The organism is Ralstonia pickettii (assembly GCF_030582395.1).
In the GTDB taxonomy this organism is placed as follows: Bacteria; Pseudomonadota; Gammaproteobacteria; order Burkholderiales; family Burkholderiaceae; genus Ralstonia; species Ralstonia pickettii_D.
In genome coordinates this window covers 1,168,759-1,185,581 of sequence record NZ_CP104381.1, presented here as the reverse complement: position 1 = coordinate 1,185,581, position 16,823 = coordinate 1,168,759, and the positions used below count along the sequence as shown (strand labels likewise).

Genomic DNA, 16,823 nt, shown 5'->3' with positions numbered 1-16,823 from the left:
ATGCTTGTGGCTGCGCAGTGGAGCGCGGCATGTTTCCGACACCGGGACGCACGTGTACCGAGCGTCGAGGAAGGTTGTAAACGTCGGGCGCAAACTATTGCTTAACGAAGCATAAGGGGAACGTCAGAATGAAAATGGCGCCGTGTCCTTCGCCCGCACTTTCCGCAGTTAATGTGCCTCCGTGCAGGAGGGCGAGTTTGCGAGCAATCGCGAGACCGAGCCCAAGCCCCCCATGCTCAGTGCCACGAGATGCATTCAACTGCGCAAAAGGGAGAAAAATCGCTTCCAATGACTCATGCGGAATGCCTTTCCCGTTGTCTGCAACGACAACCCGAATGTTCTCGGCCTCACGTTCTAGACGAACTTCAACATGCCCGCCAGGAGGGGTGAATCGCAAAGCATTGCTGAGCAGATTGGCGAGAACTTGACGAATGCGATCCGCGTCCCCTGAAATCCACCCCCCATCGGCTGGACAGAAACGCAGTTCGACTTGCCTGCTCTCGGCCATAGGCCGCCAACTTTGCACCTCCGCATCGACCAGCAGCTCGATCTGCAGAGGCGCCCTTTCCACAAAAAGTTTGTCGCTCGTGACGCGGTTTATATCGAGGAGGTCATTCACTAGGCGCGTTTGTGCTTCGATCCCCCGCTCCAGCATCTCGATACATTTTTTTACCCCCGCCGGATCCCCTACCCTGCTTTTTAGAACCTCGACCCAGGCTTTAGTGGCATTCAAGGGTGTGCGAAGTTCATGCGAGACCGTGGCAATCAGCATATCTTTGAGCGAACTCTCGGACTGGGCAAGTTCTCGCCGGGCGCGCTCCTCTTCCAGGAGTTGGTCGCGTTCTCGTTCGACGCTTTTTTGATGAGAAATATCGATGGTGATGCCATCGAATTGCAGCGGTTCCCCGCCCGCACTGTAGCGCGTCTTCCCCTTCGCACGTATCCAACGTACCTCCCCCTGGGGTGAAACCGTCCGATATTCGATGTCGTAGAGCTGCGCATCATAGACCGCTGCCTCTACCGCTGCTCGAGTGCGTTCGCGGTCGTCTGGATGCAAACGGGCATAAAAAAGGTCGAAATCGACGGTGGCGTCAGCTGGCAGCCAGAAATGCTCCTTGCACTTGCGGTTCCAATAGATCGCATGGAGCGGCATGGGACAATAGAATGTGCCAATTTCAGCCGCGTCCACCGCCAACTGAAGAAGAATCGCTTCAGTCTCCAGCAAAGAAATGCTTGGCGGCACGTCGGTAAGCAATGTGACGGGGCTGAGTCTAAGAAGACGCTCTGAGGAAGCCCCCTCCTGCCGAAGACGAAGCAACTCCACCCGCCAATCTGTGCCCGAGAAGGCGGCGCTTTGTGGCATGCCCGAGGCCACTACTTCGTCGACCACGGTCTGTAGCCTGTCGCTTTGATGGCGATCCAACGCATCGCTCCATGCGAGCGCCAGCGGCATGTTTGTAGGCTCCGGCTTTAGGAAGGCGCGGGCTGCCGCATTGGCGAACACAATGCGGTGGGCATCGTCAAGTACGATATAGGAGTGACGGAAGCTCTCTAAAAACTCATACGGTTCGGGCATGCGCGGAGAGTGGGAGGCCCACGTAGGAGACGGTCCGGTCCCATTATAGGACGCACGCGGCTGAAAACTACGTGAAAAAAGGCCACTACCGCAGCGTGCTGCGGCAAGAATCCTGCGGCAGCCTCATTCTTTAACGTACGTTAATATACAGAATCCGAGGACGTCGTAGTTTCCAAGACGTCGGCGCCGCTCTAGGAGCCCGGCAGAGACGCCGCTCGGGCCGAGGCGGTATCTACCGTTCCCCAGCGTGGGCTTTGTGCGCGGAAAACGTTGCAATCGCTTCTATTTCGCTGTCCAGTCATAGGCTGCGCCATCTTGCGCATCGCCCTTCGGATCGTCGCGCCGTGCGCCGGACGCGAAGGCCGTCAACTGGGAGACGGGATACGCCGCAGGCATTCATGGCGACAATCTTGTCGCCGAAGCCGTTGAAGCGCCGTTCGTGCTTGGGAATGAGTAGCGGCTCGAAGCTGCCGTCAGGGTCGCGCGGAACCTCGACGCGGAGCGGGCCGCCCTCGGACAGGACCGTCTTGATGCTCGAGCCATTGCGCTCACTGATGATGGTGGCCGAAGTACACGAACGCTTCGCGCAGGCACTCGCACAACGTCGTGGCGTCCTCGCCGGCGGTGAAGCGCACGAAACTCGCGCGGCTGTATCCCAGCGTCGCCACCAGCGCCAGCAGTGGTGCGCGACCACGGCGGATGACGGTGAAGTCGGCCTGCATCTGCTTGCCCGGAGGGGTCTCGAAGCGCACCACCGGCTCGGCTGCCACACGCTTATGCGGTGCCAGGAATGCCTTGAGCTGGCTGACGCCGCCTTCGTAGCCGGCCTCCTGCAGTTCCCGCAGTAGCACCGTCGCCGGAATCCAGTGCGGCCGCGCGGCCGCCACACGTTCGAGCAGATAGCCCTTGAATGGGTCGAGCTTCGTCGGGCGTGGCTCGCGCTGCTTGTAACGGCCGGCCTGCGCATCGCGCAGATAGCGCCGCACCGTGTTGCGCGATAGGCCCGTTTGCCACGCTATCTCCCGTACCGCCGTCCCCCGTCTTGCCAATACCTTGATTTCCACTGCTTGCTCCTGAGTCAGCATCGGCGGCAAAAGCCGCCATCCTCTCTCAGGTGGGTCAGGTTTACTTCGGCGGGTGGGTCAGTTTTACATCGGCGCTAACAGGGAGACGTTGATCGAGTCCGAGGGCGATATAGCCATCGCTGTATGCCTCGCACACGATGTCGTTCCCGCATTCAAGGCACACCGCGCGTCTTCGCTACCGCAGATTAACTCGTTGTTGGTTGCCCGCCCGAATTGTGGTGCCAGTGCACGTTCCGTCGTTTGTGGTTAGCACGCGTTCGATCTGGCAAAAGCGCCAGCCCTGCAGATCAAGCGAAGTCACGTCGGGAATAAGCTGTCACGGCATCTTTTTATCGCGGCCCCGAACGCGCTTACATTCTTCTTGGGGCACCGACAGACCGGGCTCGGCAACGCTACGCTGTATGAGTACGACTTCGAGGGAATAAATGGTGGCAGGTACAAGCCGCCCCTGTCGTTGCCTCTCTGACAGCGGATAAGATCGGCCGGCATCTTCCGTGCCGGCCGCGTCCGTAAATGGGAACCTCAATCAGTTGAAGCTTTTTGCCCGTTGCGCGCCCGTCTGCGCCGTCTCCACAGCGAAAGAGTTGTTCGGATAGACGGCGACTAGCCAGCCCTGCGCGTCATCCTTGTATCCGAGGTACTGACCGCCCATGTTAGCCATCGGGTCCAGTCGAGGGATGTGATACGCATCAATGAACGTCTGCGCGAACTCCTTGAAGGGCATCGAGCCGAAGACTTTAGAGACAAGATACGGACTGAACTGGAAACGGAGCAGTCGACCACTTTTGAAAATGAACCACGCCTGGTCTAACGTGCCGCAACGGATACCGAAAGCACTGTCCCCCTCATAGCTCATGATGTCATCCGTGATCTTGCAGTGCTCATTTGGCGGGAGCTCGTTCACGAGCACGGCGACTGCGCTACGCGCTTGCGTCATCGAGTCGCCGATGCGGACGCCCTTGACGCGCGGGCCACGGCCTTGCCCAGCTTCGGGCTTTTCGGCTTGAGCGGACTTTTCTGGGTCCTGACGGTCCTCCCCCGCTTCTGGGGATTCCTTTCGCACGGATGCGCTAGATGCGGGCACGGGTTCAGCAGCGGGTACGCTCGCTGTCGCGGGGGCTGAGGCGGCCTTAGTTTCCTGCTGCGATGAATGCGGCGAGCACGCAGCCAGCGCAGTGAGCAGCGCTAGAACGAGCGGGTTACTGACACGACGAATTGCGGAGTATTGGAAGCATTGCATGGTGGCTGTTTCCTCGTTTGATCGTAGGGACGGACGTTGCCCCAGGGTGGTTTGTTGGGTGGTATTAGTTGCTTGGCTCGGCGGCGATGACGGTGACGCGCAGTGCATCGCCCAACCGCTCGTCGTTCTGCACCGCGAGCACTTGAGCCGCGCCGCGAGCGGTGACCGCGTGAACCGCGTATGTCGTGTCGGCGATTTCGTGCAGCCGTAGTGAGCGACCACCGATCAGCAGGATCAGCACGCCGGCGGCGGCCGCGAGCTGCGCAGTGCCGATGCTCGCGATGGCTTGGTCCACGGCTCGGCTAGCCCGATCCGAGCGAGCGGCGCCCGTTGCTTGCCCGACACCAACAGATGCTTGACCTGTTCCGGTGAATGAGGCGCTCAAGTCGAGAAAATCCGTTCCGATAGGGGCTCGGCAGGGATGGCTGGCATCCCCTTGCGTACACACCGCGGTATACGCATCCAAGACGTGCCGAAGAAGGGACGCATGAGGTGCCGCCGGTACGAAAATGACACCATCCACGTAGCCGGCCATAGCCGATGCTGCATTCCTTGCCATCGCCCCCGATGCTGCCGGCTGCGCGAGCACCGCGAATACCAGTGCCCCCGCCGACGACGCGCGACGGCCCATGGCTTCCATATCCCGCAGCACCCCCGCATCGTTTGTGTTGGCAAGCATGACCACAAGCGCAGCGCCACCAAACTCCCGAGCGTCGGGGTCGGAGGACGCGTTCTCCGCTGTTGCTCCGATTGCAAGGAACGTTTCGCTCTCTTTGGCTTCATGTGCGCGGAAGACATGCAGCAATCGAATTCCAGTAGCCCCCACACCGACCACGCATACAGCGGTGCGGCCAGCAACTTGCTCCAGCGTTCCGGTGCCGGCCAAAGGCAGCAAACTAACCCGGTTCGCGACATCGATTTTGCAGAGTTCGTGGTTCTTCATGGTGTTTCCTCCCCGCGCCCCCGCCGCAGAGTGGCGGGATGCAGTGTAGCGTAAACAAGTCATTGTGACGTGTATACAAAGTGGTGAATTAGTCGTCAGAAAGGCATGCTTTGCGGCATGAAACCCAGAGCCGCCAAAGACAAGCGCAATCCCATTTCCACCGCCATTGGCAAGCGGGTGAAGGTGTGTCGTGTTGAGGCGGAGTTCACGCAGGAACAGCTCGCTCACGAAGCCCTGATTGACCGTTCCTACGTCAGCGCGATCGAGCGCGGCGTTGCCAATCCGTCGGTCGAGACGCTGGCTAACCTGTGCTATTGCATGGGCATCACGTTGTCGCGGTTGTTCGAGCCGCTGACAATTGCCCTTAAACCCACGGGAGAGCGCCGCTCAAATATCCACGTGCCAGTGAGCGAGCGCAAAACGCGGGGGTAGCTACGGCGGCTTCTTGGCTCGGGTCAGGGCCGTTGCGGTGGGGCGGAATGACAGCGCCCCCACGAGTTCGATGGTGTGCCGCCCATGCGCCGCCACATACTGTGCGTGTGCGCTACGCTTGCCGGTTCCCTTGCCTGGTGCCCTGTAGGTCAGGCGAGCATTGTATGTCGCCAGCGACGGTTCGGCGGCGGCGGAATCTAGCGCCAGCAGCGTGGGGGGCGTGAATGCCCTTCCGCTCTGCTGCCCTTCGATGCCGACCACGAGCACCGCGTGCAGTTGCGAACGACGCAATTCCCGCCAACTCACGACCACCGGCCAGCCGCGCAAGATTTCCTGCTCGCAGAACTGGAAGACTTGGGTATGCGCCCCCTCGAAGAGCACCGGCCGCAGGCCCCAATTCAACTCCCAGATTACGATCGCCAGTTCATCCAAAGTAATGCCGTCGAGGTAGTAAGGCTGGGCCCGCTTCCAGAACATGGCCTCCGCCCAGTTCCGAGATTGCGACATATACAAGGGGCGCGTCAGAAGCCCCAGCATCGCCAAAGCCATTGCAGCGGCGTGCAGGGCGCAGCCACCGTCCCAGGAGCCCTGAAACGAAAACGCTGGGGTACTGCTGCCGCTCAGGGTCAAGCGCTGACCAGCGGCGAGCGCAGGATGGAGTTTTTGCACGGTGCGCTCCATCAGTACTCCGTTGGCAGCAGCAGCGTTGTCACGCGCCGATCAGCTTCAGTAATAATCCACAACCGTTCGCACCGAGACCCCAGCTCGTATGCGGAGAAAATGCGGGCGCGCACTAGAACTGCTTCGATATTGGATTGCGCATCTTCTGCACAGACCGTGCCCCAATCACCCTGTCGATGGCGATGCAGCAATGCGGATGCATTGATGCCGGTGCGGTCGAGCAAATCTAGGGCGCCGGGCGTGGCGACGACGTGCCCGAGGGCAAACAGCGGCACAGACGACGGGACAGCGGCAGACTCACTCATGACAACGCTCCAAAAAGGCCAGGCGAGTTTGTGCCTCCGAAGGAGTTCGGATCGGCGAACGGCAAGCCTGGGGGAAAATCGGGAAGAAGACGCGGCGAACGCCACAGGAAGCTGCGGGAGGACGGTCAGGTCACGCCAGTAAGGATGACGATAGAATCACCTAAAAATCTCGCACACTTAGGCAAAATAAGCCATTAAAACACATGCAAATAGCATATTTGTGCCCAGATTAACATGAAATCGGTCCGAGAAACCAGCACCCGAGGGGATCGGGCAACTTGAAATTCACTGTTTTGGTGCAAATTTGATTGACGGCCGGACTGCCCCACAGAGGGGCGGCCGCATGCCCTGCCGGAAAGCTGCTAGGAGGGGCAGAAACTGCCCACGAGCCGCTTGAAAGAAAAGGATGGGGTTAGCGGGTAGAGACGGGAAGTGCGCTCAAAACGTCCCCGAGGGCGCCCCGCAAGGAAGATATGCTTTGATAGCCGATTTGATAGTCGGAAAAAACAAAACCCCGTAGAGCCGCGACTCTACGGGGTTTTCCCGCCATTTCTGGCGGAGACGGAGGGATTCGAACCCTCGATCCAGGTTTTGGCCCGGATGCTCCCTTAGCAGGGGAGTGCCTTCGACCTCTCGGCCACGTCTCCCAAACTCGCGTCGCACGAAGGAGCCCGTGCAACGAAGCGCGTATTCTAGCCACTTCACCCCACCCGGTCAACGACAACTGCATGACACGCGGCGAGAATCTGGGGCTCTCGGGGTCGCCACCCCGGCCATCCGGCCGATCAGCCGATTACGCCTGGTCCAGCTCGAACGCCTTGTGGAGTGCGCGCACGGCCAGCTCCATGTACTTCTCATCGATCAGCACCGAGATCTTGATTTCCGAGGTGGAGATCATCTGGATGTTGATCCCCTCTTCCGACAACGTGCGGAACATCTTGCTGGCGATGCCTACGTGCGAGCGCATGCCCACGCCCACCACCGACACCTTCGACACCTTCGGATCGCCCGACACGCTGGCCGCGCCGATATGCGCCTTCACGCTATCGTTCAGGATCGCCAGGGCGCGCTGGTATTCGCCTCGCGGCACGGTGAAGGTGAAGTCCGTCTTCCCTTCCACCGACTGGTTCTGGATGATCATGTCGACGTCGATGTTGGCGTCGGCAACCGGGCCCAGGATCTGATAGGCGATGCCGGGCTTGTCCGGGACACCGATCACGGTGATCTTGGCTTCGTCGCGGGCAAAGGCGATGCCGGAAATGGCGGCGGCTTCCATGTTCGAATCTTCCTCAAAAGTAATCAGCGTGCCCGAGTTCATCTCAACGTCGAGCGGCATCAGCGGGTCGGTCAGCGACGACAGCACGCGGGTCTTCACGCGGTACTTGCCGGCAAACTCCACCGAGCGAATCTGCAGCACCTTCGAGCCAAGGCTGGCCATTTCCAGCATCTCTTCGAAGGTGATCTTGTCCAGGCGACGCGCGTCGTCCACCACGCGCGGATCGGTCGTATAAACGCCATCCACGTCGGTGTAGATCAGGCACTCCTCGGCTTCGAGCGCAGCGGCAACCGCCACGGCCGAGGTATCCGAACCACCACGGCCCAGCGTCGTGATATGGCCTTCGCTGTCGATGCCCTGGAACCCCGTGATGACGACAACGCGTCCGGCATCGAGATCAGCGCGCACGCGCTCGTCATCGATCGACTGGATGCGCGCCTTGGTGTAGGCGGAATCGGTCTTCACCGGGACTTGCCAGCCGGTGTAGCTGCGGGCATCGATACCTTCTGCATGCAGAGCAATGGCCAGCAGGCCGACGCTCACCTGCTCGCCGGTCGAGGCAATCATGTCGAGTTCACGCGGGTCGGGTTGGGCCGAAATCTCTTTGGCCATACCCAGCAGGCGGTTGGTTTCACCGGACATGGCCGATGGAACGACCACGATCTGGTGACCTGCACGGTGCCACTTGGCAACGCGCTTGGCGACATTCTTGATGCGTTCAACCGAACCCATCGAGGTGCCACCGTACTTGTGAACGATGAGAGCCATCTTGGAAAGATCAGGAGGAGCCGAAGCGGTGCAAAAGCTTTTGAAAATACAGCAATTTGCGCCGATCGGCAAGCAATTCGCCGGCGACGATGTGTGTCAGGAGGCACCTTCCGCGCTCGCTGACCATGTGATCCGCCAGCCAGCGCCGTCGTGCGTGACCACTTGATTCATTCCCAGACCCGCCGCAAACACGAGCGTTTCGCCCGCATAGAGCAGCGGCAACCGCTGGCGCTCCCAGGCCGGAATGCCAGCCTCCTGGTAAGCCTGCTTGAGCGCGCGAGACGGTGCGCCGGCGCGCAACACAATGCGTTCGCCGCCACGGCGGGGTGCCAGCGACAGCGGCGCTTGCAACGCTTGCGCCGCCACGCCATCTCTGTCCACGGGCGCAAAAAGCAGCGTCCCGCCCCATGCGGCGACATTCACGCGTTGCTCGACTCGATGCGCTGGTTCGAACTGGGTTGACCGAATGGCGACCGCGATCGGCTCCGATGCGTCGTTGGCACCAGCTTCGATCCGCACAACGCCGCGGTAACGCCTAACCTGCCCCGCAGGCAATTCGACGCACAGCGCGCCATCGCTTCGCGCGTCAACCAGTTGCGTACGCAGGTCTTCAAGCCGACGCGTTGACAGCGCGCGCATTCCCGCATCGGCCAACCAGGTACGCAGCACCGCACGCTGGCGTGGCACGGACAGCGCCATCAGCGCCGCCGCGTCCAAGCCATCCGCAGAGGCGATCTGCCTCAAATCGGCTCGCGCAATCTCTTCGATTAACGCGGCGGCATCCGCCAAGTGCGCGGCGCTGCGGGACAGCGCTTCGCGATACGCCGGGAAATGATCCGCCATGCCCGTCAGCAGCGGACGCAACGCGTTCCGCGCGTAGCGCGCATCGGCGTTGGACGGGTCGTCGATCCAACTGAGTGCGTGGGTGTGTGCGTACAGCTCAATTTCGCTACGCGGTGCGTCGATCCATGGACGCAACACTGTCACAGCGCCCACCCGAGCCATCGGCATGGCGGCCAGGCCATCGAGACCGGCGCCGCGCATCAATTGCAGCAGCACCGTTTCAGCTTGGTCATCCTGATGGTGCGCCGTCAGCAGGATGGAGGCGCCCGTCTCTACGCAGAGCGCGTGGAGCGCCGCATACCTCGCTTCGCGCGCAGCCTCCTCTACGCCCTGCCCCGCATCGGTCGCGACATGGACGCGACGCGCATGGAACGCAACGCCAGCCGACTCCGCCATGCCCCGGCAGGCACATTCCCAGACATCGGCATCGGGCTGCAGGCCGTGATGGATATGCAGCGCAACGAGCTGCACGCGTGCGCCCGCAGCCCGCCACGCCGCACACGCGTGCAGCAGCGCCGCAGAATCCCGCCCGCCTGACAGGGCAATCGCCACTATCGGCGTCTCGGCCCCGCCAGAAGCAACAAAGGCCGCACACGCGGCAACGCGTTGTGCGACCTTGTTGACGAGATCAGCCGACGAATCAGCGACCGTCGGTTTCCTTGAACTTGCCATAAGCCATCAGGCGTTCGTGACGGCGCGCCTGGAGTTCCGACGTCTTCATGCCCTGGAACTGGCGCAGCGATTCCGCCAGCGCGCGCTTGAGCATCGTTGCCATGCCCTTCGGATCACGGTGAGCGCCGCCCAGCGGCTCGTTGACGATCTTGTCGATCAGGCCAAGTGCCTTCAGGCGATGCGCGGTCAGGCCCAATGCCTCGGCGGCTTCCGGCGCCTTCTCTGCGGTCTTCCACAGGATCGACGCGCAGCCTTCCGGCGAGATCACGGCGTAGGTGGCGAACTGCAGCATGATCACGGAATCGCCCATGGCAATGGCCAGCGCGCCGCCCGAACCGCCTTCACCGATGATGGTGGCAATCAGGGGCACCTTCAAACCGGCCATCACAAACAGGTTGTGACCGATGGCTTCGGATTGTCCGCGCTCTTCCGCGTCAATGCCCGGGAACGCGCCCGGTGTATCGACAAACGTGAAGATCGGCAGACCGAACTTGTCTGCCAGCTCCATCAGGCGCTTGGCCTTGCGGTAGCCCTCGGGCTTGGACATACCGAAGTTGCGCAGCGCGCGCTCCTTCGTGTCGCGGCCCTTCTGGTGACCGATCACCATGCAGGGCTGACCGTTGAAGCGCGCCAAGCCGCCTACGATCGACAGGTCGTCCGCGAAGGTACGGTCGCCGTGCAATTCGTGGAAGTCGGTAAAGATTTCGCGGACGTAATCGAGCGTGTACGGACGCTGCGGGTGCCGGGCGATCTGCGCGACCTGCCATGGCGTCAGGTTGGCGTACAGATCTTTGGTGAGCTGCTGGCTCTTGGAAGCCAGGCGGGAAATTTCTTCAGAAATGTCGACAGCGGAATCGTCTTGTACGAAGCGAAGTTCTTCGATCTTCGCCTCAAGTTCTGCGATCGGCTGCTCGAACTCCAGGAAGGTTGTTTTCATGGATCTTCTGAAAGGCTCTTGAAGGCGCGCATTCTACCGGAATTTGACCGCCCGGCGACGCGCTCCGTTTCATCGAAATGAACAGATCAATAGGTGGTCGCCGTGTCTAGGCTGCGCCACATATACCAAGTGGCCACGGTGCGCCACGGTTCCCAGTTGGCGGCCACTTCGCGCGCTTCGCTGCGAGTGACGGGTTCGCCACTGAAATAATTTTGTGAAATCGCGTTGATGAGCCCGATGTCGTCCAGCGGCAGCACATTCGGGCGCATCAGATTGAACATGAGGAACATTTCTGCCGTCCATCGGCCGATGCCGCGGATCTGCGTCAGCTCGGCAATCACATCCTCATCTTCCATTTCCGCCCACTTAGCGACATGCACGGTGCCGTTGCGGAAGTGATCGGCAAGGTCAAGGATGTACTCGGCCTTGCGCTTGGACAAACCGCAACCCGCCAGCCTCTCTTGACCGGCGCGCAGGAACTGGGCGGGCACCAGCTTGGGGCACACAGCCACGACGCGCTCCCACACCGATTGCGCAGCCTTGACCGAAATCTGCTGACCCACAATCGAGCGTGCGAGGGTGACGAACGGGTCGCCACGCGAAGCCAAGTGAGCCGGCCCGTAGGTCGGGATGATCTTGCGCAGGATGCGGTCGCGCTTCATCAAGTCTGCGCAAGCCTCTTGCCAGTACTCCGGCGGGCCCGAGAGCACCACTTCCGCCGGCACGGGCAGCGCCTCGCTGGTGGGAAGCGTTTCCGGCAGCGGCACCTTGCTCGCAGGCACGCGTTTAGCCGGAGCCTTGGCAACCTTTACCGGCACGCCCTTGGCGGCAACCGTCTTGCTCGCTACGCCGTCTACTTTCTTCGCCACCCCTTTCTTGGCAGCCGGGGCCTTCACCGCCGGCGCTTTCTTGGCGACGGTGCTGCGCACTACGTTGGCTTTCTTGGCCACCGCGTTCATGCGCGTCTCCATTCGGTCACCCCACCCGGTTTGTCTTCCAGAACAATCCCTGCAGCGAGCAGATCGGCACGGATCGCATCGGCACGGGCGAAATCGCGTGCGGCTTTGGCGGCGCGGCGCTCTTCGATACGCGCTTCCACTTCGGCGGCGTCCAAGCCATCGGGCGACACACCGCCCTGCAGGAACGCATGCGGATCGCGGCCCAGCAGGCCCAGCACTCCCGCCAGCGCGGCCAGTTGACTAGCCAGCTCGGGCGAGCGCGTCTTGTTCACTTCGCTCGCCAGCTCAAACAGCACCGACACGGCAACCGGCGTATTGAAGTCGTCGTTCATCGCTTCCAGGAAGCGCTTGCCATGCGACTCGTTCCAGTCAGGCTTGGCGCCCGCTGCGGCTGGCACGTCCTTGAGCGCCGTGTACAAACGCGTAAGCGCATGGCGCGCGTCGTCGAGATGCGCGTCGCTGTAATTCAGGTCGCTGCGATAGTGCGAGCGAAGGATGAAGAAACGCACGACCTCTGCGTCGTACACCTTCAGCACATCGCGGATGGTAAAGAAGTTGCCGAGCGATTTCGACATCTTCTCGTCGTTCACGCGGACGAAGCCGTTGTGCATCCACGTGTTGACGAACGTCTTGCCGGTCGCGCCTTCGGACTGGGCGATTTCGTTTTCATGGTGTGGGAACTGCAAGTCTGCGCCACCGCCGTGCAGATCGAAATGTTCGCCCAGCAGTTCGCAACTCATCGCCGAGCACTCGATATGCCAGCCTGGACGCCCCTCGCCCCACGGCGAAGCCCAGCGCGATTCTGCAGGTTCCTCGGCCTTGGCGGATTTCCACAGCACGAAGTCGAGCGGGTCCTGCTTGGCATCATTGGCCGCCACGCGCTCGCCGGCGCGCAGGTCTTCGAGCGACTTGCCGGACAGCTTGCCGTAACCGGGGAATTTGCGCACCGCGTAGTTCACGTCGCCGTCGGTCGCCTGATAGGCGAGGCCGTTCGCCTGCAGCTTGCCGATCATGCCCAGCATCTGCGGCACGTATTCGGTGGCGCGGGGTTCGTGATCGGGGCGCTGCACGCCAAGCGCATCGGCGTCTTCGTGCATGGCAGCGATAAAGCGGCCCGTCAGCGCACTCATCGTCTCGCCGTTCTCGACCGCACGCTTGATGATCTTGTCATCGATGTCGGTGATGTTGCGCACGTAGGTGACGTCGTAACCTGCCGCGCGCAGCCAACGCTGCACCATGTCGAACACCACCATGACCCGCGCATGCCCGACGTGACAGTAGTCGTACACCGTCATCCCGCACACGTACATGCGCACGCGGCCTGGCTCGATGGGGACGAACGTCTGTTTCTCACGCGCGAGCGTGTTGTAGATCTTGAGTGATTCCATGAAGCGGTGTCGGGAGACTCAGCGCGCCGCGCATGCGAGGTACAACGTTGCGGGCGGACCAAATTGGAGGCAATCGGCGCCGGCGAGGCGCCTGAAAAACTAGCGGCATATCTTACCGGAACTGCGCCGACGGGGCGGCCTGCCTGTGTGCCCGGCATGCTCCCCGTCAAGAACCTTTCCTGGCGCGCACGGCCGCTGCTGCGCACAAAGACGGTTTGTTAGAATGCGGCGGAGTATAACGGAACCGATTCTCATGAACAGACTGCTGCGTCAGACCGCTGCAACCCTGGCTAGCCTGCTTGCGATGTCCGCGGCACCGGCCTTCGCCCAGACCGCCGGCTTTGCCTTGCCGGCCGACTTGATGCCCAGCACGCAGCAGGCGCCGCAGGTCGCGCGCCAGAAACGCATCGACGATGCGTTGGCCAAGAAGCAATACACCGAGGCACTGGCCGAGCTGGACAAGGACGTCGCTTCTCAGCCGCGTAACGCGCAGGCACGCTTTCAGCGCGGCGTGGCACTTGCCGGCCTGGGCCGCGCTGACGATGCCATCGTCGCCTTCAGCCAGATGACGCAGGACTTCCCGGAACTGCCCGAACCCTATATCAACCTGGCCGCGTTGTACGCCGAGCGCGGTGAACTGCTTCGCGCCCGCGACAGCCTCCTCATGGCGAACCGGGTGGCGCCTGAAAATGCATTGGCGCAATCCAACCTTGGCGATGTCTACGTTCGCCTGGCCGCACAGTCGTACCAAAGTGCGCTCAAACTGAACCCCAAGAATGCTGCCGCGCGCGCACGTCTGGATGCCCTGCCCGATCTGCCGGGCGTGCACCCGGCTTCCAAACCCGCCTCGACCACGCTGCCCGCAGCCAGCGGCGTGAGCGCCAAGCCGGCAAAGCGTCAATAAGAAGACGCGGCCCGATCCTGCTTTCCCACCCACAAGCTTTCTCTTCCTGACCATGCTCCGTATTCGCTCCCTCTTTGCCGGGCTCTTGTGTGCACTGGCCGTAACCGCCACCGCAGCCACGGCAGCCACCGCGTCCGCGCCGCGCGTCCAATTCAAGACCTCGATGGGTAACTTCACCGTGGAGGTGTACCCGGACAAGGCACCGAAGACGGTCGCCAACTTCCTGCAATACGTGAAAGACGGCTTCTACAAGGGCACGATCTTTCACCGGGTGATGGACGGCTTCATGATCCAAGGCGGCGGCTTCACGCCTGACATGAAGCAGAAGGACACCCGCCCGCCGGTCGAAATCGAATCGAAGAACGGCCTGAAGAACGACAAGTACACGATCGCCATGGCACGCACCATGGACCCGAACTCGGCGACGGCGCAGTTCTATGTGAACGTGGTCGACAACAACATGCTGAACTACCCTGGTCAGGACGGTTACGGCTATACCGTCTTCGGCAAGGTCGTCGAGGGCACCGATACCATCGACAAGATCAAGGCGGTGGAAACCACCACCAAATTCCCGCACCAGAATGTGCCTGTGAAGCCGATCGTGATTGAATCGGCCACCGTTGTCTCCAAGTAACGCATTTTTGCCCCACCCAAGGAATTCACCATGACCCAAGTCAAGCTGCACACGAACCACGGCGACATCACCCTGGCCCTGGACGCTGAGAAGGCACCCAAGTCGGTTGCCAATTTCGTCGCCTATGTGAAGGATGGCCACTACAACGGCACGGTGTTCCACCGCGTCATCAAGGGCTTCATGATTCAGGGCGGCGGCTTCGAGCCAGGGGAGAAGATGAACCAGAAGCCCACCAAGGCACCGATCGACAACGAAGCCAACAACGGCCTGAAGAACGAACGCGGCGCGATTGCCATGGCGCGTACCAACGATCCGCACTCGGCCACCGCGCAATTCTTCATCAACACGGTCGACAACGACTTCCTGAACCACACGTCGCCGACGCCGCAAGGCTGGGGCTACGCCGTGTTCGGCAAGGTGACCGAAGGCATGGATGTGGTCGACAAGATCCGCTCGGTGCGCACGGGCAACCGCGGCTTCCACCAAGACGTGCCGTTGGAAGACGTGATCATCGAAAGCGCTGAAGTGATCGAATGATCGACGCAGCGCACGCCTCACTGGCCTCCGCGCTGAAAGCACCGGTCCGGGTTTCCGGGCCGGTGTTTTTTATTTCGGATCTGCACCTGACGGCCAGCATGCCGGCCACCGCCGCCGCGTTCGAGCGCTTCCTGCGCACGCGCGCCCGCGAAGCCCGCACGCTCGTCATCCTGGGTGACTTCTTCGAATACTGGGTCGGCGATGAGGAATTGGCTGATCCGTTCCACCGGCAGATCGCCAACCTGCTCGCTGAGGTTGCAGCGGCCGGCACGCGCGTGCTGTTTATGCACGGCAATCGCGATTTCCTGCTCGGCAAGCGTTTCTTGGATGCCGTGCACGCCACGCTGCTGCCCGATCCCACTGTGCTCGAAGCGGACGATGGCAAGCGCATCGTGCTTACGCACGGCGACGCCCTCTGCACGCGCGACACGGCCTACATGCGCTTTCGGCACTGGACGCGCAAGCGCTGGGTGCAGCGGATATTCCTCACGATGCCGCTGCGGTGGCGGCTGAAAATCGCGCAGAAGATGCGCACAGAAAGCGAAGCCGGCCGCGCCATGTCCGCCAATGTTGCGGGCGAGCCCCGCGCCGCGGCGATGATGGGCGACGTCGCACAGGAAGCGGTGGACGCGCTGCTCGAGGCATCAAATACCAGCACGCTGATCCACGGCCACACCCATCGCCCGCAACTGCATCACGAGGCGAGCGGTGAACGCTGGGTTCTTTCCGACTGGGATTTCGATCAGGCACAGCCGCGCGGCAGCTTCCTCAAGTTGCAGGACGGCGCGCTGACGGTCGAGCAAGTGACGGCATAAGCTGTCGTCACCCACCCTTTTCCTACTTGAGCATCCGCTTCAGCTCGCTCGCATCGAACGGATCGTTCGGCGAGTTTTCCAGGTGCGCGCCGAGGCGATCGAGCGCAGAAAGAATCGACTCGATGCGCTCTTGCTGAAGCTCGCTGTGGTCGATCAGCCGTTTGAGCGCCAGCGATACCGGATCGTCCGCGTCGGGCGTGATGCCATACGCGGAAAACTCCTGCTTGAGCGCAGACTGGGCCTCGGTCGCGGCATCGCGCTCGATGATGCGCGCCGGTATGCCAACCGCCGTTGCGCCCGGCGGCACCGGTTTGAGCACGACCGCGTTGGACCCGACACGCGCCCCATCCCCGATGACAAAGCCTCCCAGCACCTTGGCGCCCGCGCTCACCACCACGCCCTTGCCGAGCGTCGGATGCCGCTTGGCGCCCTTGTAGAGCGACGTGCCGCCCAGCGTGACGCCCTGGTAGATCGTGCAGTCGTCACCGATTTCGGCCGTCTCGCCAATCACGACGCCCATGCCGTGGTCGATGAACACGCGCCGGCCGACCGTCGCGCCGGGGTGGATCTCGATGCCGGTAAGGAAACGGCCGAGGTGCGAGAACCACCGACCCAGCCACCGGAAGCCGCCGTGCCAACACGCATGCGCGACCCGATGGACGATGATGGCGTGCAGACCCGGGTAGCAGGTCAGCACTTCCCAGCGGCTGCGCGCGGCCGGGTCTCGCTCCATGATGGCGCCGATATCTTCGCGAATGCGTGTGAACATCTTGAGGTGTGTGAATCGTTATATCTATATGCGCAATGCGCTGAGGGCAGTGTAAGGCA

Annotated in this window: 17 protein-coding genes, 1 tRNA gene and 2 pseudogenes; 6 read left to right on the top strand and 14 right to left on the bottom strand. The window is 61.8% G+C overall.

The window, feature by feature from the left end:
* Positions 1 to 94 precede the first annotated feature (94 nt).
* The 3 genes and pseudogenes from N5B55_RS05795 to istA form a co-directional block, all read right to left on the bottom strand.
* Complete coding sequence (locus N5B55_RS05795) at positions 95 to 1,576, bottom strand: sensor histidine kinase (RefSeq protein ID WP_304539464.1); 1,482 nt, start codon at positions 1,574 to 1,576, stop codon at positions 95 to 97.
* A gap of 379 nt (positions 1,577 to 1,955) precedes the next feature.
* Positions 1,956 to 2,129 (bottom strand): annotated as a pseudogene (locus tag N5B55_RS05790) (transposase); the annotation flags it as partial.
* Between the two features lie 10 nt (positions 2,130 to 2,139).
* Positions 2,140 to 2,661 (bottom strand): annotated as a pseudogene (gene istA, locus N5B55_RS05785) (IS21 family transposase); the annotation flags it as partial.
* 262 nt (positions 2,662 to 2,923) lie between these two features.
* On the opposite strand from istA, the gene N5B55_RS05780 reads away from it, so the two are divergent.
* Complete coding sequence (locus N5B55_RS05780; protein ID WP_304539761.1) at positions 2,924 to 3,127, top strand: SAVED domain-containing protein; 204 nt, start codon at positions 2,924 to 2,926, stop codon at positions 3,125 to 3,127.
* 60 nt (positions 3,128 to 3,187) lie between these two features.
* Here the strand turns inward: N5B55_RS05780 and N5B55_RS05775 are convergent, their stop codons facing one another.
* Both N5B55_RS05775 and N5B55_RS05770 read right to left on the bottom strand, forming a co-directional pair.
* Positions 3,188 to 3,901: a hypothetical protein gene (locus tag N5B55_RS05775; RefSeq protein ID WP_304539463.1), complete on the bottom strand. Its 714-nt coding sequence runs from the start codon at positions 3,899 to 3,901 to the stop codon at positions 3,188 to 3,190.
* Between the two features lie 64 nt (positions 3,902 to 3,965).
* On the bottom strand, positions 3,966 to 4,844 hold the full coding sequence (locus tag N5B55_RS05770) for a hypothetical protein (RefSeq protein WP_304539462.1): 879 nt from the start codon (positions 4,842 to 4,844) through the stop codon (positions 3,966 to 3,968).
* A gap of 117 nt (positions 4,845 to 4,961) precedes the next feature.
* Here N5B55_RS05770 and N5B55_RS05765 point away from each other — a divergent pair, with 117 nt between their 5' ends.
* Positions 4,962 to 5,276 (top strand): helix-turn-helix transcriptional regulator, encoded by a 315-nt coding sequence (locus N5B55_RS05765; RefSeq protein ID WP_304539461.1) that lies wholly within the window; start codon positions 4,962 to 4,964, stop codon positions 5,274 to 5,276.
* Here N5B55_RS05765 and N5B55_RS05760 read toward each other — a convergent pair whose 3' ends face one another.
* From N5B55_RS05760 to cysS, 8 genes are all read right to left on the bottom strand, one after another.
* Positions 5,277 to 5,957 (bottom strand): hypothetical protein, encoded by a 681-nt coding sequence (locus N5B55_RS05760; RefSeq protein ID WP_304539460.1) that lies wholly within the window; start codon positions 5,955 to 5,957, stop codon positions 5,277 to 5,279. It lies immediately after the preceding gene.
* Complete coding sequence (locus N5B55_RS05755; RefSeq protein WP_304539459.1) at positions 5,957 to 6,262, bottom strand: hypothetical protein; 306 nt, start codon at positions 6,260 to 6,262, stop codon at positions 5,957 to 5,959. The genes N5B55_RS05760 and N5B55_RS05755 overlap by 1 nt, the downstream gene beginning before the upstream one ends.
* Positions 6,263 to 6,815: 553 nt before the next feature.
* Positions 6,816 to 6,909, bottom strand: a tRNA-Ser gene (locus N5B55_RS05750).
* A gap of 146 nt (positions 6,910 to 7,055) precedes the next feature.
* Entirely contained in the window at positions 7,056 to 8,306 is a 1,251-nt protein-coding gene (locus tag N5B55_RS05745; protein ID WP_009238446.1) for an aspartate kinase, read from the bottom strand.
* Between the two features lie 96 nt (positions 8,307 to 8,402).
* Entirely contained in the window at positions 8,403 to 9,821 is a 1,419-nt protein-coding gene (tilS, locus tag N5B55_RS05740) for a tRNA lysidine(34) synthetase TilS (protein WP_304539458.1), read from the bottom strand.
* A complete protein-coding gene (locus N5B55_RS05735; protein ID WP_012761739.1) occupies positions 9,790 to 10,758 on the bottom strand; it encodes an acetyl-CoA carboxylase carboxyltransferase subunit alpha in 969 nt (322 codons plus the stop codon). Before N5B55_RS05735 ends, tilS begins: the two co-directional genes overlap by 32 nt.
* An 86-nt stretch (positions 10,759 to 10,844) precedes the next feature.
* Positions 10,845 to 11,729 carry a DNA-3-methyladenine glycosylase family protein gene (locus N5B55_RS05730; RefSeq protein ID WP_041668053.1) on the bottom strand — a complete coding sequence of 295 codons (885 nt, stop codon included), beginning with the start codon at positions 11,727 to 11,729 and terminating at the stop codon, positions 10,845 to 10,847.
* Positions 11,714 to 13,105 (bottom strand): cysteine--tRNA ligase, encoded by a 1,392-nt coding sequence (gene cysS / locus N5B55_RS05725; RefSeq protein ID WP_065857581.1) that lies wholly within the window; start codon positions 13,103 to 13,105, stop codon positions 11,714 to 11,716. Before cysS ends, N5B55_RS05730 begins: the two co-directional genes overlap by 16 nt.
* 253 nt (positions 13,106 to 13,358) lie before the next feature.
* On the opposite strand from cysS, the gene N5B55_RS05720 reads away from it, so the two are divergent.
* From N5B55_RS05720 to N5B55_RS05705, 4 genes are read left to right on the top strand one after another with little or no spacing between them, the layout of a single operon-like run.
* The gene (locus N5B55_RS05720; RefSeq protein ID WP_009238451.1) at positions 13,359 to 14,009 is read left to right on the top strand and encodes a hypothetical protein; all 651 of its coding nucleotides are present in this window, start codon (positions 13,359 to 13,361) and stop codon (positions 14,007 to 14,009) included.
* Positions 14,010 to 14,061: 52 nt separating this feature from the next.
* A complete protein-coding gene (locus tag N5B55_RS05715; RefSeq protein WP_304539457.1) occupies positions 14,062 to 14,643 on the top strand; it encodes a peptidylprolyl isomerase in 582 nt (193 codons plus the stop codon).
* 30 nt (positions 14,644 to 14,673) lie between these two features.
* On the top strand, positions 14,674 to 15,180 hold the full coding sequence (locus tag N5B55_RS05710; RefSeq protein WP_009238453.1) for a peptidylprolyl isomerase: 507 nt from the start codon (positions 14,674 to 14,676) through the stop codon (positions 15,178 to 15,180).
* Entirely contained in the window at positions 15,177 to 15,995 is an 819-nt protein-coding gene (locus N5B55_RS05705) for a UDP-2,3-diacylglucosamine diphosphatase (RefSeq protein WP_304539456.1), read from the top strand. The genes N5B55_RS05710 and N5B55_RS05705 overlap by 4 nt, the downstream gene beginning before the upstream one ends.
* 22 nt (positions 15,996 to 16,017) lie before the next feature.
* On the opposite strand, the gene cysE is transcribed toward N5B55_RS05705, so the two are convergent.
* Positions 16,018 to 16,764 (bottom strand): serine O-acetyltransferase, encoded by a 747-nt coding sequence (cysE, locus tag N5B55_RS05700; RefSeq protein WP_009238455.1) that lies wholly within the window; start codon positions 16,762 to 16,764, stop codon positions 16,018 to 16,020.
* Between the last annotated feature and the right edge of the window lie 59 nt (positions 16,765 to 16,823).

Coding starts and splice junctions, on each gene's coding strand:
- N5B55_RS05795 (WP_304539464.1), bottom strand. CDS start 1,576: ATGCCCGAACCGTATGAGTTTTTAGAGAGCTTCCGTCACTCCTATATC.
- N5B55_RS05775 (WP_304539463.1), bottom strand. CDS start 3,901: ATGCAATGCTTCCAATACTCCGCAATTCGTCGTGTCAGTAACCCGCTC.
- N5B55_RS05770 (WP_304539462.1), bottom strand. CDS start 4,844: ATGAAGAACCACGAACTCTGCAAAATCGATGTCGCGAACCGGGTTAGT.
- N5B55_RS05765 (WP_304539461.1), top strand. CDS start 4,962: ATGAAACCCAGAGCCGCCAAAGACAAGCGCAATCCCATTTCCACCGCC.
- N5B55_RS05760 (WP_304539460.1), bottom strand. CDS start 5,957: ATGGAGCGCACCGTGCAAAAACTCCATCCTGCGCTCGCCGCTGGTCAG.
- N5B55_RS05755 (WP_304539459.1), bottom strand. CDS start 6,262: ATGAGTGAGTCTGCCGCTGTCCCGTCGTCTGTGCCGCTGTTTGCCCTC.
- N5B55_RS05745 (WP_009238446.1), bottom strand. CDS start 8,306: ATGGCTCTCATCGTTCACAAGTACGGTGGCACCTCGATGGGTTCGGTT.
- tilS (WP_304539458.1), bottom strand. CDS start 9,821: ATGGCAAGTTCAAGGAAACCGACGGTCGCTGATTCGTCGGCTGATCTC.
- N5B55_RS05735 (WP_012761739.1), bottom strand. CDS start 10,758: ATGAAAACAACCTTCCTGGAGTTCGAGCAGCCGATCGCAGAACTTGAG.
- N5B55_RS05730 (WP_041668053.1), bottom strand. CDS start 11,729: ATGGAGACGCGCATGAACGCGGTGGCCAAGAAAGCCAACGTAGTGCGC.
- cysS (WP_065857581.1), bottom strand. CDS start 13,105: ATGGAATCACTCAAGATCTACAACACGCTCGCGCGTGAGAAACAGACG.
- N5B55_RS05720 (WP_009238451.1), top strand. CDS start 13,359: ATGAACAGACTGCTGCGTCAGACCGCTGCAACCCTGGCTAGCCTGCTT.
- N5B55_RS05715 (WP_304539457.1), top strand. CDS start 14,062: ATGCTCCGTATTCGCTCCCTCTTTGCCGGGCTCTTGTGTGCACTGGCC.
- N5B55_RS05710 (WP_009238453.1), top strand. CDS start 14,674: ATGACCCAAGTCAAGCTGCACACGAACCACGGCGACATCACCCTGGCC.
- N5B55_RS05705 (WP_304539456.1), top strand. CDS start 15,177: ATGATCGACGCAGCGCACGCCTCACTGGCCTCCGCGCTGAAAGCACCG.
- cysE (WP_009238455.1), bottom strand. CDS start 16,764: ATGTTCACACGCATTCGCGAAGATATCGGCGCCATCATGGAGCGAGAC.